The sequence below is a fragment of the Hydrotalea sp. genome (assembly GCA_030054115.1).
Classification (GTDB): Bacteria; Pseudomonadota; Alphaproteobacteria; order JASGCL01; family JASGCL01; genus JASGCL01.
Map to the genome: position 1 here is coordinate 36,261 of JASGCL010000009.1, position 15,775 is coordinate 52,035.

Annotated in this window: 17 protein-coding genes; 1 reads left to right on the plus strand and 16 read right to left on the minus strand. The window is 50.1% G+C overall.

Annotated features, from left to right (window positions below):
* The 16 genes from QM529_03155 to ndhC form a co-directional block, all read right to left on the minus strand.
* The coding region (locus tag QM529_03155) for a hypothetical protein (GenBank protein MDI9313661.1) at positions 1 to 290 on the minus strand (290 nt) is incomplete at its 3' end.
* Positions 291 to 327: 37 nt separating this feature from the next.
* Positions 328 to 684: an NADH-quinone oxidoreductase subunit NuoK gene (nuoK, locus tag QM529_03160; GenBank protein ID MDI9313662.1), complete on the minus strand. Its 357-nt coding sequence runs from the start codon at positions 682 to 684 to the stop codon at positions 328 to 330.
* A 23-nt stretch (positions 685 to 707) separates the two neighbouring features.
* Positions 708 to 1,484, minus strand: coding sequence for an NADH-quinone oxidoreductase subunit J (locus QM529_03165; protein ID MDI9313663.1), 777 nt, complete (start codon positions 1,482 to 1,484; stop codon positions 708 to 710).
* Positions 1,485 to 1,511: 27 nt separating this feature from the next.
* Positions 1,512 to 2,042, minus strand: coding sequence for an NADH-quinone oxidoreductase subunit NuoI (gene nuoI, locus QM529_03170; protein ID MDI9313664.1), 531 nt, complete (start codon positions 2,040 to 2,042; stop codon positions 1,512 to 1,514).
* A 16-nt stretch (positions 2,043 to 2,058) separates the two neighbouring features.
* Complete coding sequence (gene nuoH, locus QM529_03175; GenBank protein ID MDI9313665.1) at positions 2,059 to 3,117, minus strand: NADH-quinone oxidoreductase subunit NuoH; 1,059 nt, start codon at positions 3,115 to 3,117, stop codon at positions 2,059 to 2,061.
* A 31-nt stretch (positions 3,118 to 3,148) separates the two neighbouring features.
* Positions 3,149 to 5,326, minus strand: a complete 2,178-nt coding sequence (gene nuoG, locus QM529_03180; GenBank protein MDI9313666.1) for an NADH-quinone oxidoreductase subunit NuoG — start codon at positions 5,324 to 5,326, stop codon at positions 3,149 to 3,151.
* 141 nt (positions 5,327 to 5,467) lie between these two features.
* Positions 5,468 to 6,193, minus strand: coding sequence for a sulfite exporter TauE/SafE family protein (locus tag QM529_03185; protein ID MDI9313667.1), 726 nt, complete (start codon positions 6,191 to 6,193; stop codon positions 5,468 to 5,470).
* 48 nt (positions 6,194 to 6,241) lie between these two features.
* The gene (locus QM529_03190) at positions 6,242 to 6,829 is read right to left on the minus strand and encodes a biotin transporter BioY (protein ID MDI9313668.1); all 588 of its coding nucleotides are present in this window, start codon (positions 6,827 to 6,829) and stop codon (positions 6,242 to 6,244) included.
* Positions 6,830 to 7,099: 270 nt separating this feature from the next.
* Positions 7,100 to 7,396, minus strand: a complete 297-nt coding sequence (locus tag QM529_03195) for a hypothetical protein (GenBank protein MDI9313669.1) — start codon at positions 7,394 to 7,396, stop codon at positions 7,100 to 7,102.
* A 482-nt stretch (positions 7,397 to 7,878) separates the two neighbouring features.
* Entirely contained in the window at positions 7,879 to 9,162 is a 1,284-nt protein-coding gene (gene nuoF, locus QM529_03200) for an NADH-quinone oxidoreductase subunit NuoF (GenBank protein ID MDI9313670.1), read from the minus strand.
* A gap of 18 nt (positions 9,163 to 9,180) precedes the next feature.
* Complete coding sequence (locus QM529_03205; protein MDI9313671.1) at positions 9,181 to 9,762, minus strand: NAD(P)H-dependent oxidoreductase subunit E; 582 nt, start codon at positions 9,760 to 9,762, stop codon at positions 9,181 to 9,183.
* Positions 9,763 to 9,788: 26 nt separating this feature from the next.
* Positions 9,789 to 11,231, minus strand: coding sequence for an NADH-quinone oxidoreductase subunit D (locus tag QM529_03210; GenBank protein MDI9313672.1), 1,443 nt, complete (start codon positions 11,229 to 11,231; stop codon positions 9,789 to 9,791).
* A gap of 53 nt (positions 11,232 to 11,284) precedes the next feature.
* Positions 11,285 to 12,097 (minus strand): hypothetical protein, encoded by an 813-nt coding sequence (locus tag QM529_03215; protein MDI9313673.1) that lies wholly within the window; start codon positions 12,095 to 12,097, stop codon positions 11,285 to 11,287.
* A 219-nt stretch (positions 12,098 to 12,316) separates the two neighbouring features.
* The gene (locus QM529_03220) at positions 12,317 to 13,033 is read right to left on the minus strand and encodes an NADH-quinone oxidoreductase subunit C (protein ID MDI9313674.1); all 717 of its coding nucleotides are present in this window, start codon (positions 13,031 to 13,033) and stop codon (positions 12,317 to 12,319) included.
* A gap of 15 nt (positions 13,034 to 13,048) precedes the next feature.
* Positions 13,049 to 13,540 carry an NADH-quinone oxidoreductase subunit B family protein gene (locus QM529_03225; protein MDI9313675.1) on the minus strand — a complete coding sequence of 164 codons (492 nt, stop codon included), beginning with the start codon at positions 13,538 to 13,540 and terminating at the stop codon, positions 13,049 to 13,051.
* A 139-nt stretch (positions 13,541 to 13,679) separates the two neighbouring features.
* Positions 13,680 to 14,147: an NADH-quinone oxidoreductase subunit A gene (ndhC, locus tag QM529_03230; GenBank protein ID MDI9313676.1), complete on the minus strand. Its 468-nt coding sequence runs from the start codon at positions 14,145 to 14,147 to the stop codon at positions 13,680 to 13,682.
* Positions 14,148 to 14,423: 276 nt separating this feature from the next.
* On the opposite strand from ndhC, the gene coaBC reads away from it, so the two are divergent.
* On the plus strand, positions 14,424 to 15,707 hold the full coding sequence (gene coaBC, locus QM529_03235) for a bifunctional phosphopantothenoylcysteine decarboxylase/phosphopantothenate--cysteine ligase CoaBC (protein MDI9313677.1): 1,284 nt from the start codon (positions 14,424 to 14,426) through the stop codon (positions 15,705 to 15,707).
* Positions 15,708 to 15,775: the final 68 nt, after the last annotated feature.

The following is a 15,775-nucleotide window of genomic DNA, read 5'->3' on the forward strand; positions in this document are numbered from 1 at the left end:
GTGGCGGCATCAGCCGCCGTGTTGCTCGCCGTGGCCGTTGCATCGCTCGCCGCGCCAACCGCGTCGCTGGCTATGTTGGTGGTCGCGTCGTGACCCGCTTCGCCGCCACCCTTACCCAACAGCGGGCGATGGAGGAAAAACACCAGCCATGATAATATCATCGAGCCGAATAAAAAACTGCCCGAGAGCAAGCTCGTGCCTTTTTCTTTTAATTTTTTACCAAATAACAACAGCAACAGCGACGACAACAGCGGCAAAAATACAATCGCGTCAAACACCAATCGATTCATGTTGTTCTCTCCGTTATTCTAAAATTTATTCTTTAGGTTAATTTTTTAATTGGTTGGCCGATGAAATATCGATGTTGGCGCGCCGGCGGAAAAACACCACAACAATCGCCAGGCCGATGGCGGCCTCGGCCGCGGCAACCGTCAGCACGAACATCACAAACACTTGGCCGCTGAGGTTTTGCCATTGGTGCGCGAAGGCAACAAAATTAATATTCACCGCCAGCAACAAAATTTCTATCGACATCAATAACGCGATGATATTCTTGCGGTTGAGAACAATGCCGATGAGCCCGAGCGAAAACAAAATAGTCGATAAGACAACAAAATGCGAAAGACCAACCGTCGCCCAACCACTCAGCAGGTCATTAAAATTTTTTAAATATTGTTGAAACATCTTCTTCCAGCCTTAAAACATTATTATCTTTTTTTCAATTTGTTTGAAGATTTGCCCGCGCCCTTGCCGATTGCCTTGCCTATTGTCTTGTTCTTGGCCAGTGATTGACTGCCCAGGCTGTTCGACCGCGACCGCACATCGCCCAGCGATGGTGCCAGCCGACCCATGAACACCGCCCCCGCACCATTTTCAATCGGTAGCAGGCGGATGTCGTCTTCCTTACGCCGCATGTTTTGTTTCAAAATAACTTGCTTGCGAACATCGTTGCGCTTGCGGTGCGTCAGCATAATCGCCGCCACCATCGCCACCAATAAAATAAGACCGGCAACCTCGAAGGCGACAAAATAATCGGTGTAAATAACCTGGCCGAGCGATTTTATATTATCGTCGCTCGCCATGTTAAGGTTTAAGAACCCGGGCTTTTGTTGCGCCTGCAACGGCCCCAAATAGGCCAGGGTAACGGCCACCATTTCAACCAACAACACCAAGCCAATCATCGCGGCAACCGCGATATAGGCCGAGAAAAATTTTCGCGCCTTTTCATTTTTTATATCAAGCATCATGACGACGAACAAAAACAACACCATCACCGCCCCGACATAAACCACCACCAGCAGAAGGCTTAAAAATTCCGCGCCGGCCAACATGAACAAACCGGCGGCGTTGAAAAATGCCAAAATCAAAAACAACACGCTATGCACCGGGTTTTGCGCCAAAATAACCACCACCGCCGACAACACCAGCATCAGGGCGCAGACCCAAAATATCAGGCTATAAATAAATTCAGCAAAATCCATCATGATTATTTCTCCTTGATATTTTTTTGATTAGCGATAGGATTTATCCAGTTCGATGTTTTTGGCAAGTTGCGCTTCCCACCTATCCCCGTTATCCAATAATTTTTCCTTGTTATATAGAAATTCATTCTTGGTAAAGCCAGCAAATTCAAAATTCGAACCCTGCACAATGGCATCGACCGGGCAGGCCTCCTGGCACAGGCCGCAATAGATACATTTCAACATATCGATATCATAACGCGTCGTGCGGCGCGAACCATCTTGCCGCGATTCGGCCTCGATGGTGATGGCGCCGGCCGGACAAACCGCCTCGCATAATTTGCATGCAATGCAACGTTCCTCGCCATTGGGGTAACGGCGCAGGGCATGCTCGCCGCGAAAACGCGGTGATATCGGCCCCTTCTCATAGGGGTAATTTAACGTGTAGGATTTTTTAAACATCTGGCGAAAGGTCAAGACCAACCCCTTGACCAATTCGGCCAGCAACGGCGCGAATATCGTGTGCTGGCTGAGGACGAACAAGCGATGTAGAAAAAATTTTCTTTTTATTGTGTTTTTCATTTTTTATTCTTTCATATTATGGCAACAGGTCAAAATAAAACATCACGAAGGCCGTGCCAACCAGCCAGGCGAGCGAGATGGGCAGGAAAACTTTCCAGCCGATGCGCATCAATTGGTCGTAACGATAGCGCGGGAATGCCGCCCGCACCCAAATAAAGAAAAACAAAATCGACGCGGTTTTTAAGAAAAACCACAAAACGCCAGGCAACCAATTAAAGGGCGCAACATCAAACGGCGGCAACCAGCCGCCCAAAAACAAAATCGACGTCATCGCGCTGAGCAATATCATGTTGGCATATTCGGCAAGGTAAAACAAAGCGAAGGTCATGGCCGAATATTCGACATTGTAACCCGACACCAATTCGGCCTCGGCCTCCGGCAAATCGAACGGCGCGCGGTTGGTTTCGGCCAGGGCCGAAATGATAAAAATAATAAACATCGGGAAAAAGGGAAAGACAAACCAGATATGTTGCTGGCTTTCGACGACCTTGCTCAAATTCAGCGAGCCAGTCGCCAATAGGATACTGCAAAGCACGAAACCGATGGAGACCTCGTAGGAGACCATCTGCGCCGCCGAACGAAGCGCGCCCAAAAAGGCGTAGGAAGAATTCGACGCCCAACCGGCAATAATAATGCCGTAAACCGACAGGGACGAAATGGCGAAAAGATACAAGACGCCCAAATTGATATTGGCCAACACCAAATCTTTTTGAAAGGGAATAACCGCCCAGGCCGCCAAGGATAGGCTGAAGGTAATAATCGGCGCAAAATAAAATAAAAATTTGTTGGCCTTGCTGGGCAGAATCGTTTCCTTCAACAGCAATTTCAAACCATCGGCAAATGGTTGCAACAACCCCATTGGCCCAACCACATTCGGGCCCATGCGGCGTTGCATTGCCCCCAAGACCTTGCGCTCGGCATAGGTCATGTAGGCCACCGCCAACAGCAACGGCACAATAATCGCCAACACCGCCAAGGTGGTGATGATGATATAGGCCAAGGTGGCGGCACCGCCGTTTTGCCAAAAGTCATTGCTCGACAATAATTTTAAAAGTGAGGTTAAGCCATCGACCATGTTTTATATTTCTCCGTTTTTTAATATTTCTTTAGGCCGCATGTTGTTTACCAGATGTTGCGCGAAAATGCGCGGTCAAAAAAATCGCGGCGCATTTCGCCATGGTGGGGGAGGCACGGGTGATGGCCGACAATTGATAAAAATTATTATCGCCATCGGTCGCCCCACCGGCGAACAGGTTTTTATCGCCGCGCAATTTTTTGTCCGATTCAAACGGCGTGAAATTCGCGGTTAGTTTTTCGCCGCCCGCAAAACCCTTGCCAACCCCCTTGCCAACTCCCGTGCCAACTCCCGTGTCAGTTAATTGTTGTAACACCAGGGCGCGCAATTCATGTTGGTCGCGAAATGGCATGGCAACCGCCATGCTCGCCGCCACCGCGCCGATAATCAACCCATCGGCCATTGCCTTGCCCTTTGGCGCCACGGCCTGCAAATTTTCCTGCAGATACCCCGCGCCGTTGATATAAAGCCCGTCTTGCTCGCCCCAATTCGACGGGCTGGGCAATATCACATCGGCCATTGCCGCGCCACGGTCGCCGTGGCTTCCCTGATAAACCACCAGGGTATTTTTGCTTTGCCATTTTTTTGTAAACAACAACCCATCATCAACCCCAAACAACCACAATAATTTTATTCGGCCGTCCTGCAATTTTTTTACCAGGGCGTCGGTCGAATTTTCTTCGGGGTTTTGCGGGTGCGCGCCAACCACCATGCCGCCGACCGCCGCCATGTTGTCGGCCAAATAATTGAAGCCCATCTTGTATTTTTCGGCCAATTTATTGGCCATGGCCAACACCGCCGCGCCGTCATCGCCATTGTTGTGGCCAATAACCAACATCGGTTTTTTGGCCGCGCTTAATTTTTTTGCCAGGTCATGCTTGCCCGATAAAATATCCTCAAGCACAGCGGCGTCCGCGCCAAGCTGTTCGTAAGGATAAGTCAAATCGTAATCTTTTTCGATGGCCGCGCCAAGATGATATATCGCCATCGCCGCGCCCTTTAATTCTTGGCGGCGATAGGCCTTCCTTATCCGCGCGTTCCACACCGCGGCGTCCCAGCGCGGGTTGACGCCGATAAGCAACAACAAATCCGCCGCCTCCACCCCGTCGAACCCATCGTTCATAATATATTGCGATGGGTTGCCGGCCGGTAATTTTTCGTCATGCAACCGGCATTCAACATGCGCGCCGCCATTTGCCCCGCCCTCGGGATAAACCGCGGCCAATAATGATTGCGCCGCCACCATGGTTTCCAAATTGGTTTCGGGGCCAAACACCACGGCCACTTCATCGGCCTTTAATTTTTGCAACTTATTAACCATGGCGGTGATGGCCGGTTGCCATTCGCTGGCGGTCAAGCGACCAGCTTGCTTGATAAATGGTTGGTCGAGCCGTTGGTATTTTAACCCGTCGTATAAAAACCGCGCGCGGTCCGACAACCATTCTTCATTCACTGCCTCGTTCAGGCGCGGCGTGATGGAAAGGATTTCATTGCCACGATTGCCGAAAATAATATTCGACCCCATGGCGTCGCTTAGATCCAACCCCGGCGTATTGTTCAATTCCCACGACCGCGCGTTAAATTGCGCGGGTTTTGACGTCAATGCCCCCACCGGGCACAGGTCAATCACATTGCCCGATAATTCAGACGACACCAATTTTTCCAAAGAAGAAATTTCAGCATTTTCGCCGCGCCCCAGCAAACCAATATCTGGCTGGCCGGCCACTTCCTCAACAAACCTTACGCACCGCGTGCAATGGATGCAACGCGTCATCACCGTGGCCACCAATGGGCCAAAATCTTTATCGGCGACCGCGCGTTTGGGTTCGATATAACGCGATGCCATCTTGCCATAACCCATCGCCTGGTCTTGCAAATCGCATTGCCCCCCTTGGTCGCAAATCGGGCAATCCAACGGGTGGTTAATCAACAAAAATTCCATAACACCGGCGCGGGCGGTTTTCACCATGTCGCTGTCGGTAAAAACCTCCATATTGGCACTAACTGGCAGGGCGCAAGACGCCTGCGGCTTTGGCGGGCCGGGTTTCACCTCGACCAGGCACATGCGGCAATTGCCAGCGATGGATAATCTATCGTGATAACAAAAACGCGGAATCTCTATGCCGACCTGCTCGCAAGCCTGCAAAACGGTGAAGCCGCTATCGACTTCGACTTCTTGATTGTTAATTTTAATTTTAACTGGAGGCATAGGCTTTGTATCTCAACGCTACTCAAGTTCTATACAAAAACGATGTTTAAAAAGCAACTGCGCTTATTATCTTTCCAAAGCAACCCTCGCCTCCTATGAATGGGCACGCCGCACCCGCAACAGCGCGATAATTATTTCACATTACACCAACCAAGCGTGGATTAATTTCACGCCGATGATAATGGCAACAAAGCAACTGGCGTAGCTAAGCGCGCGATTCACATTGGAAAAGTTTTTTTGCAACCACACCAGCGGCCGGCTGATAACCGTGGCCAACAACAACATCGACGCGATAACACCCAGGCTGAAAATAATCAGGCAAACAAACCACAGGCCAGCGGTGCTGGCCGCCAAAATACCCAGCACCACCACATCGCCCGAACCCGACAAGCCATGCACCAACCCCAACAACAAGGCGGCCGGCGAATGGCGATGCTGGTGGTCGCGGCTACGTGCATGGGAATGGAGGTGAAGATGCGCCACACCATTGTGGCGATGGCGATGCAGGTGAATTTTCGCCCGCCGCAATTTAACAATATAATAAATGGCAAAACCTATCATCACCGCGCCAACCAAGCCATCGAACAGCGGCCCCAATTTTTCGGCCAAATGTTGTTCGTGAAAAAAATACCACAGGATAAAACTCGCGCCGAACAGGGCTATACCATGCCCCACCGCCCAGGTCAGGGTGCGGCGAATGAAGTAGGCGCGACCCACTTTCTGCGCATGATTCTTATCGGCGTTGTTGCTGGCATTATTGCCGGCATTGAGCATGGCCACCGCGGCCAGGTGGTCGGCCTCAAAACTATGGGCGATACCACGGAGCAGGCTAAGGGCAAAAATCGGCGCGATAAGCGACCAGGTCATGGACACCACCGCTCGACTCGCGACTTAACCGGTTGCGCTGTTTTAGAATTATTTTTTAAAAAAACCAACCGCCTGTAACGACAAGGCAAGAAAGATAGCCTTCACCATTTCGGGCAAGATAAATGGCATCAAGCCAAGGGCAATGGATTTTTCAAACCCAACAAAATTCGCCAACCACAAAATCCCCGGGGCAAATATCGCCACCAAACCAACCATCGCCAAAAGCAAGGTTGCGCCAATTTTTTCAATAAATTTATTGCTGTCGATTTTTTGCTTCAACATTCCATCCTTCAGCCAGCCAATTGCGGCCACCGCCAACACAAAACCAACGATGTAACCACCGGTCGCCCCCAACAATGCTGATGGCCCGCCCGCGCCGCCGGCAAACACCGGCGCACCCATGGCACCCACACCGACATAGGCCAATATCGACGCCAAGGATTCACCACGGCTGTAGGTTAAGGCCAGCAACAACACGGCAAAGGTTTGCAATGTAACCGGCACCGGTTGCAGGGGAATGGTGATATTGCTGGCCGCATAAACCAACGCCACCCCACCGATAATTTTCAACAGCGTCACCAATGTCGCCGGGTTTTTGCCAATCGCAATTTTGGAAATATGTTTTTCATTCTTCATGTTTTTGATGTTAGCTTGTTTCAATTATCCTGTCAAAGATAATTTGGGATAATTTTGCGATAATTTTGAACAATTGTTGCCAAAGCATTTGGCCATGGCCACCAATGGTCGCCATAGATTGCCAATGCCCACATGTTAAAAAAAAAGGGCGGTTACTGCTAACCGCCCTTTTTATCCAATGTTCTTTTATTGTCCCCTAAAAAAACACTAGGATCCCTCATAAACCTAACTTACATTAAAAATTCGATTTACCCCTTTTTTTTATTCGCCTCAATTAGAATTCGATTTGACCCATTCCCCCGCAAAATTATACACATACCCAACATTGGCCTTGAGCGTCCATGTGCCGGATTTTTCCGGTAGCAACAGGTTGGTCTTGCCAACCTTATCCGCATCAGCATGTTTGGTGGCCCCCGTTTTTCCCACCATCGGCATTTCGTCTTTTAACGCCGCAATAGCTGGCGTAAGCGATAAATTGCCATCCGGTTTGCTGTCTTGCGCAAACGCAAGACGCGCGAGGGCCATCATTGAAATGGTGGCAATAGCCACCATGCGGATACTTCTCATGGATTTTTTTGTCCCTATGTCCCAGTTTCTCTCCAAGGTTTTTTTGTTATCGCCTTTATGAAAAAATAATTTTCCATACCTGCGATAGGTGATTTATCCAACATTTCGCCTATTATGTCAAGGGTTTTTTAAACTTTTATTCTTATAATAATAAAAAATAATTTTATAATGATTCATTATAAAAATGTTATAATCTAAAAATTGCAAAAAAATAGAAAAAACATATATTTCCATTTTTGGAATGGCATTATATTTTCTTATTTGTATTTTTAAAAAATATATACATTTTACAATTCTTTGCCATTTTTTTTTATTCTGTTCTTTTTTTGTTCTTAAAGCTTTAAGACTATCAAAGACTATATCCCCAGCAGTGGCAATGGTTTTTTACATGATAATGCTTGTGCTTACTACAGCCTTAATTAAAAAAAGCAAAAATAATCAATGACTTGCAAAAAATGACGCCACCATCAGCAATATTTGCTTTAGGCAACACGGCGTCGCTCGGCCTTTAATTTATCTTCTATTTCATCGCGGAAATGGCGGAATAAACCCTGCACCGGCCAGGCCGCCGCGTCGGCCAGGGCGCAAATGGTTTTGCCCTCCATCTGGCCGGCGATGCTTATGGCCAAATCAATATCCTCAACCGATGCCATGCCGTCGCTGATGCGTTTCATGGTGCGGTATAGCCAACCCGTGCCCTCGCGGCAGGGGGTGCATTGGCCGCAGGATTCATGTTTGTAAAAATACGACAGGCGCGCAATCGCCTTTAACAAATCGGTCGAATTATCCATCACAATCACCGCCGCCGTGCCCAGGCCGGTTCTATGTTCCTTCAGGGCGTCAAAATCCATCAAGACATCGTTGCAAATTTTTTGCGGGATAAGCGGCGTCGACGACCCGCCGGGAATCACCGCCTTTAAATTTTTCCAACCGCCGCGCACCCCGCCGGCGTGGGTTTCAATCAATTCTTTTAAAGGAATCGACATCGCCTCCTCGACGTTGCAGGGTTCGTTGACATGCCCCGAAATCGAGAAAATTTTTGTGCCGCTGTTGTTGGCGCGACCAAATTGTTTGAACCATTCGCCACCGCGCCGCAATATCGTCGGCACCACGGCAATCGATTCGACATTATTCACCGTGGTCGGGCAACCATAAAGCCCCGCGCCAGCGGGAAAGGGTGGCTTCAACCGCGGTTGGCCCTTTTTCCCCTCCAGGCTTTCCAGCAAGGCCGATTCCTCGCCACAGATATAGGCGCCCGCCCCGCGATGCACATGAATATCGAAATCATAACCCGCGCCGCAGGCATTTTTGCCAATCAATTTGTCGGCGTAGGCTTCGTCGATCGCCGCCTGCAAGGCCTCGGCCTCGCGGATAAATTCGCCACGAATATAGATGTAAGAAACCTGCGCGCCAATCGCGAAGCCGGCGATAAGCGCGCCCTCGACCAATTTTTGCGGGTCGTTGCGCATGATTTCGCGGTCTTTGCAGGTGCCAGGTTCGGATTCATCGGCGTTGATAACCAAATAATGCGGCCGTTTGGGGTCGACCACCTTTGGCATGAAGCTCCATTTCAAACCGGTCGAAAAACCCGCCCCGCCGCGACCACGCAGGCCGGAATCCTGCACCGCTTTAATAATTTTTTCGCGCCCCCAGGATAAAATATCGCGGGTGTTATCCCAATCGCCGCGTTTTTTGGCATCGGCCAACGACGGCGATGCCGCGCCCCACAGGTTGGTAAATATTTTATCCTTGTTATTTAGCATCATGGTATCTTTCTAAAAATTTTACGCCGTCTTTGCCGATTTGGGTTCCGACCGCAAGCGACCAATTTGCGACCCGGGTTTTGGCGTTTGGCCGGATTTTAACGTTTGTAAAATTTTAACAATGCTCTCGGCCGTCAAGTCCTCGTAATAATCATCGTTGATTTGCACCATCGGCGCGTTGCAACAGGCGCCCAAACATTCAACCTCGCTCAGGGTGAACAGCCCATCGCTGGTGGTTTGCCCCTTTTCAATTTGCAGAAAATTTTTGATGGCCTGCAATATCGATTCACTGCCCGCCAACATGCATGGCGTGGTGCCGCATAATTGCACATGGTGTTTGCCGACCGGTTTTAAATTGACCATCGTGAAAAAACTGGCGACCTCGTAAATTCTTATCTCGGGCATTTTCAAGGTTTCGGCAATGGTGGTGATGGCGGCCGGGCCAACCACCGACAGGCCGCTGTCGGCCAATGTTTGGCGTTGCGCAATATCCAGCAAGGCCAACACGGCCGATTGTTGCCGACCCGCCGGGTATTTGGCGATGGCCGCCGCCACCAGCTTTTGGTTGGCGGCATTAAATTCGAATGATTTTTCGTTGCTCATAATATTTTGCTTCTGATGCATTTCCTTTAGCGGTCAATCTCACCAAACACAATATCCAGCGAACCCAAAATCGCCACCGAATCGGCGAGCAAATGCCCCTTGCACAGGAAATCCATCGCTTGCAAATGCGGGAAGCCTGGCGCACGAATATGGCATTTGCTGGGGCGGTTTGAACCATCGCTCAATAAATAAACGCCGAATTCGCCCTTTGGTGCCTCGACCGCGGTGTAGGTTTCGCCACGCGGCACGGTGAATCCCTCGGTGTATAATTTAAAGTGGGCTATCATATCCTCCATGTTTTTTTTCATATCATCGCGGCGCGGCGGGGTGAAGCGATGGTCGTCGAGCAGAATCGCGCCACCCGGCATGTCGCGCAAACATTGCTTGATAATTTTTAACGACTCGCGCATTTCGGCCATGCGCACCAGGTAACGGCTGTAACAATCGCCATGCAGGGCAATCGGCACGTCAAATTCCATTTTGTCATAAACATCGTAGGGTTGGTTTTTGCGCAAATCCCACAACACGCCCGAGGCGCGAAGCACCGGGCCGGTCAAGCCCCAGGCCAGGGCATCGTCCTTGGTAATAACACCGATATCGACCGAACGTTGTTTGAATATCCGGTTGTTGGTCAAAAGATTTTCCAAATCGGCGAGACATTTGGGGAATTGCTCGGCCCAGGCCCAGATTCGCTCGGGCAGGTTGGCCGGCATATCTTGGTGCACGCCGCCGACGCGAAAATAATTGGCATGAAGGCGCGCGCCGGAAACCGCCTCGTAAAATTCCATCAACATTTCGCGTTGCTCGAACGACCAAAAAATCGGCGTCATGGCACCAACATCCATCGCGTAGGCCGGAATGTTAAGCAGGTGATTCAAAATACGGGTGATTTCACAAAACATCACGCGGATATATTGGGCGCGCGGCGGCGGTGTGATATTTAATAATTTTTCGACCGCCAAAACAAACGCATGTTCCTGCGCCATGGGGGAGACATAATCAAGCCGGTCGAAGTAGGGAATCGCCTGGAGGTAGGTTTTATGCTCGATGAGTTTTTCGGTGCCACGATGGAGCAGGCCGATATGCGGGTCGAGACGTTCGATAACCTCGCCGTCCATTTCGGTTATCATGCGTAGCACGCCATGGGCCGCCGGATGTTGCGGCCCAAAGTTGAAGGTCATGGTGTTGATGGTCGGGTCCTTGCGCCGCGCCGCCCGTTCGGCGGCGTCGCCCCTATTATCACCTTGGTTGGTGATAAATTCGCGCACCTGGCTATCGGTGGGGAAGGTTTTATCCTTGCTTATGGCCGGCCCGTCAACAAACACCGCCGAATTTTTTATCGCCCGGCGTGCGGCACGCCACATGGCGGCCGGCGTTGGCCGCGCGCGCTTGGCCGTTTTTTTGCCCGCAATTTTTTTGCGATTCTTGCCTGGCTTGCTGGATTTTTTAGTGACGCTGACTTTGGCCATGATTTTACCCTGCGGTTTTATCCTATACCCTCTATATTACTTTGCATAGCAAATCATTTTATCAAAATCCATTTTTTTCTGAAGGTTTTAACCATCGCCGCATTGCGTGCGTGCGGCCGCGCCGGTGTGGCGTGAAGATAAGATTTGGTTTTTAACCCCAACAATTCGACCAACCACATGAAGCTGGAATCAAACCCGTGGAAGGCACGCGCCCGTTCGATGGTGGTGATGGTATCAAACATTGTTTTGTTTTTTATCGGGCAGTGCCCCTTGCCCAAATACAGAATTTTTGTCTTGCCGTTTTTTAATTCGGGGATTTTTGTTATGTCGATGGTGAAGCCGCGTTTTGGGTCGTCGTGCACCACCACATAATCGTCGGTTTTTAGGTAAGAAATGGCGCGGCGGTAAAAATCACCCTCGCGTTTTTTATCGCGCGCCAAGAAAAATTTATTGTGCATGATGTTGGGGTTAAAACCGGCGGCCTCGTGCATGACCTGCATCACGCGGCCACGCTTGTTTTCATCGGCGAAAGTTTTCGGTGGCAAATTCGGGTTGTTGTTGCCAATCAACAGGGTATCGATGTTTAATTTTTTCAACATCGCGATTTTCCATCGGTTAAAACCATGGTAACGCCCGTCAAAAAATGGCGCGATATTGGTGTGGCTGTAAACAATATAAAAGCTAACCCGTTTCATATCGCGGAACAGAACCCTGGCCTCTTGCCGATTGCGCCACAGCACGACGACAATGATATTTTTATTTTGCTTGGCCAAATTACGCACCATGCCCCGCGCCACAACGGCGCGCACCATGCCCCGCGCCACAACGGCGCGCACCATGCCATTGACGGCCAGCAAATCGCCCATGCCCAAATGGGGAAAAAATAACAGGGCGGGTTTTTTATATCGGCCGCTGACAAGATAACAAAAACAAAAAACAAAAAAATAAATCGTCGCGTAATAAATTTTAGCGAGGGGCTTATAAAAAAAATACATAAAAATATCGGCGGCTGTATTTTGTTTGCGCTGTTTATCGACGCTATGGCCTGACCCAATTGCTTGGTCGGCATGGTGTTTATTTCGTTTTTATTTTTTTGGCAATTTTGCCTTTTCATCGCCCGGCAATATATCGGGCAAATTGGTATGCACCATTTGGGGGATATTACCCTGCCAAGCGATTCGCTTGTCGGCCTTAACGCCGTGTCTTGCCCCCATGCGGTTGGTGCCGACCCACGGCGTTTCAAAATCGAACAACCTTAAATCCTGCGGCAAATCAACTTCCTTATATTGCACCCGTTCTTTATCGGCGTCGTAATAAACCTCGACAAAGCCGGTCAAGGGGAAATCCTTGCGTTGCGGGTGGCCGGCAAAACCATAGTCGGTTAAAATACGCCGCAGGTCAGGGTGGTCGTCAAAAAACACGCCATACATGTCGAACACCTCGCGCTCATACCAATTGGCGGCGGGGAATAAATCGACGATGCTCGCCACCATTTCTTCCTCGGCCAGCCAGACCTTAACCCGCACCCGTTGGTTGCCAACCATGTTTAATAATTGATAAACCACCGCGAAACGTTTGTCCTTATGGCTGGTGGTTTGATGTTCCAAATCATTCAATGTATCGACCGCGGTAATATCCATCAGCATGGTGAAATCCATTTTTTCTTTCAGGTGCGTTATAACATCGCGCAGGGTTTCCTTCCCCACGGTCAGGCAGACCTCGTTACCGGCGGTGATGGAAATAACGCAACCCGCCCAATTTTTTTCGGCGTGGCCCTCGATTTTTTTGATAAAATTATTCATGGCGTGATAAATGGCTTAGCGAAAAATTTTAAAACGTTGGCGCGATTTTATTTTGCGTTGCAATTGCATGATGCCGTAAATCAAGGCCTCGGCCGACGGCGGGCAACCCGGCACGTAAACATCGACCGGCACAATTTTTTCGCAACCGCGCACCACCGAATAGGAATAATGGTAATAACCACCGCCGTTGGCGCATGACCCCATTGAAATAACATAACGCGGTTCGGCCATTTGGTCGTAAACGCGGCGCAACGCCGGTGCCATTTTGTTGGTTAAGGTGCCGGCGACTATCATAACGTCCGATTGGCGGGGCGAACCACGCGGCACGACGCCGAAACGTTCAACATCGTAACGCGGCGTCAGGAAATGCATCATCTCGACCGCGCAACAGGCCAGGCCAAATGTCATGGGCCACAGGGAACCGGTTTCGGCCCAATTGACCAGGTCGTTTAATTTGGTGGTAACAAAGCCAGAGCTTTTTAATTCCTCGGCCAGCAAATCGGGCATGGTGTTTTGCCCGGGCACCAATGTCGGGGCGGAATTGGTTTTATCAACGCCGCCGATTGTAAATGGGTTTTTCATATTATTAGCCTCAAACTATATTTGTTATTTATTTTTTTTCACGCAATTTATCACGCGCCATTATCTATTCCCAATCAAGCGCGCCCTTTTTCCATTCGTATATAAACCCGATGGTCAACATCGCCAAAAACAGCATCATGGCATAAAAACCGGCCGCGCCCACCGATTTTAACGCCACCACCCAGGGGAAGAGGAAGGCAACCTCCAAATCGAAAATAATAAACAATATCGACACCAAATAAAACCGCACGTCAAATTGGTGGCGCGTTTCGGCAAAGGCCGGAAAACCACATTCGTAGGGGTCATTTTTCGCCGTGTAGGGTTTTTGTTTCACAATCAAGCGCGAGGCAATGATGATAATCGCCGACAGGCCAAAGGCCACCACCATAAAAATAACTATCGGGAAATAACCGGATAATAAATTGGCGGTCGCCATGGTTGCCCCCCCACCGGCGGTGCCGGTTGTCGCCGTGGTCGCGGCCGACGCGGCGGTGGTCGCAAGGTTGGTGGTAAAGTCGATGGTATCGCTCATTATCTTTGCTATATTTTTGCTAAGGTTTTGCTTTTCTCGATTATCTGTAATCCGCTACTATTCATAAAACTATTTTTACCAAAATGCAACTTCATGCTTGCCGCTGTGGCGAAACATTATTGTGACGGCGCATTTGGTTGCCGCATTTTTTGTCGCGGGGCGTGGCTTAAGCGGCGGATGCACCCCCACGCTTTTTACATTGCTGGTTGATTCTGCTAGAGTGGGTTTTTAAACACCCACCAACGCCCCAAGCACAAATCACCACCGCCCAAAACCATGGCAAAAAAAACACGTAAATCCACCGCCGTAAGCGACGCCATCTCGACCGACAGCACCATATTGGCCGGCCGGACAATTTTGCTTATTATCTCGGGGGGGATTTCGGCCTACAAATCATTGGCACTGGCGCGGTTGTTAAAAAAATCGGGGGCGCGGGTGATTGGCGTTATCACCGCCGGCGGGTTGCAATTTATCACGCCATTGTCATTGTCGGCACTTATCGAGGGGCCGGTTTACACCGATTTGTTTTCATTAACCGACGAACAAGAAATGGGGCATATTCGTTTGGCGCGGCTGGCCGATGTTATTATCGTCGCGCCAGCATCGGCCAATTTTATCGAACGGATTGCCCATGGCCGCGCCGACGATTTGGCGTCGACCATTTTGTTGGCCACCACCGCACCAATATATATGTCACCGGCCATGAACCCAACCATGTTCGCCAACCGGCAAACGGCGGAACATATCGCTGAATTAAAAAAACGCGGGGTGGTGGTTATTGACCCGGCGACCGGCGACACCGCCTGTGGCGAGGCGGGGAAAGGCCGCCTGCCCGAACCAGACGAATTATTCGCCACCATCGCGGCGCATTTTAAAAAACCCGGAAAATTATCGGGCAAGAAGTTTTTATTAACCGGCGGCGCGACGCGCGAAAAAATCGACCGCGTGCGTTACATCAGCAATTTTTCGTCGGGCAAGCAGGCCGTGGCGGTGGCGCGGGCATTAAGCAACGAGGGGGCCGACGTAACATTAATCGCCGGCGTCATGGCGGCGGAAACCTTAACCAATTTGCATGGCGTCAAAACCATTCGCGTGGTAACGGGGGTGGAGATGGAACAGGCGGTGATGGCGCAAATTGCCCGGCAGAAATTTGACGGCTTCATTGCCGTGGCGGCGGTCAGTGATTTTCGCGCCAAGGAAATGACGGCCGGCAAAATAAACAAATCCGACATGGTAAAAAATAATGTCGCGATGTTGTCATTAACATTGAACCCCGATATTTTGGCCGGTGTCGGGCATGACAAAAACCGACCCGCTTTGGTGGTGGGTTTCGCGGCGGAGGTTGATGTAAAAAACCCCGCCACCGCGCAAAAAATTGCCGACAAATACCGCGCCAAAAATTGCGACATGTTATTGGTCAACGACATTGCCCCCGATGGCGCACCATTTGGCGCCGACGCCACCAACATTATTTTTTACCAAAACAACCAACCCACCGACTGGGGCAAATTATCAAAGGAGGAAGTGGGGAAGTTGTTGGTGAAGCAAATAGTTGGGTAAGAAATCTTGTTGACGAACCCACCCAAAAAATATCTCCACCGCTGTCGCGGTGTTCGTATTTTTATCCC

Excerpts from the sequence above, each read along its gene's own strand:
- QM529_03210 (MDI9313672.1), bottom strand. The coding sequence starts at position 11,231 with ATGGCCAAAGTCAGCGTCACTAAAAAATCCAGCAAGCCAGGCAAGAAT.
- nuoI (MDI9313664.1), bottom strand. The coding sequence starts at position 2,042 with ATGAAAAACACAATAAAAAGAAAATTTTTTCTACATCGCTTGTTCGTC.
- nuoG (MDI9313666.1), bottom strand. The coding sequence starts at position 5,326 with ATGCCTCCAGTTAAAATTAAAATTAACAATCAAGAAGTCGAAGTCGAT.
- QM529_03220 (MDI9313674.1), bottom strand. The coding sequence starts at position 13,033 with ATGAATAATTTTATCAAAAAAATCGAGGGCCACGCCGAAAAAAATTGG.
- QM529_03190 (MDI9313668.1), bottom strand. The coding sequence starts at position 6,829 with ATGAAGAATGAAAAACATATTTCCAAAATTGCGATTGGCAAAAACCCG.
- QM529_03195 (MDI9313669.1), bottom strand. The coding sequence starts at position 7,396 with ATGAGAAGTATCCGCATGGTGGCTATTGCCACCATTTCAATGATGGCC.
- QM529_03185 (MDI9313667.1), bottom strand. The coding sequence starts at position 6,193 with ATGACCTGGTCGCTTATCGCGCCGATTTTTGCCCTTAGCCTGCTCCGT.
- QM529_03165 (MDI9313663.1), bottom strand. The coding sequence starts at position 1,484 with ATGATGGATTTTGCTGAATTTATTTATAGCCTGATATTTTGGGTCTGC.
- nuoF (MDI9313670.1), bottom strand. The coding sequence starts at position 9,162 with ATGATGCTAAATAACAAGGATAAAATATTTACCAACCTGTGGGGCGCG.
- nuoK (MDI9313662.1), bottom strand. The coding sequence starts at position 684 with ATGTTTCAACAATATTTAAAAAATTTTAATGACCTGCTGAGTGGTTGG.
- coaBC (MDI9313677.1), top strand. The coding sequence starts at position 14,424 with ATGGCAAAAAAAACACGTAAATCCACCGCCGTAAGCGACGCCATCTCG.
- QM529_03225 (MDI9313675.1), bottom strand. The coding sequence starts at position 13,540 with ATGCCCGATTTGCTGGCCGAGGAATTAAAAAGCTCTGGCTTTGTTACC.
- ndhC (MDI9313676.1), bottom strand. The coding sequence starts at position 14,147 with ATGAGCGATACCATCGACTTTACCACCAACCTTGCGACCACCGCCGCG.
- nuoH (MDI9313665.1), bottom strand. The coding sequence starts at position 3,117 with ATGGTCGATGGCTTAACCTCACTTTTAAAATTATTGTCGAGCAATGAC.
- QM529_03215 (MDI9313673.1), bottom strand. The coding sequence starts at position 12,097 with ATGGGCGATTTGCTGGCCGTCAATGGCATGGTGCGCGCCGTTGTGGCG.
- QM529_03205 (MDI9313671.1), bottom strand. The coding sequence starts at position 9,762 with ATGAGCAACGAAAAATCATTCGAATTTAATGCCGCCAACCAAAAGCTG.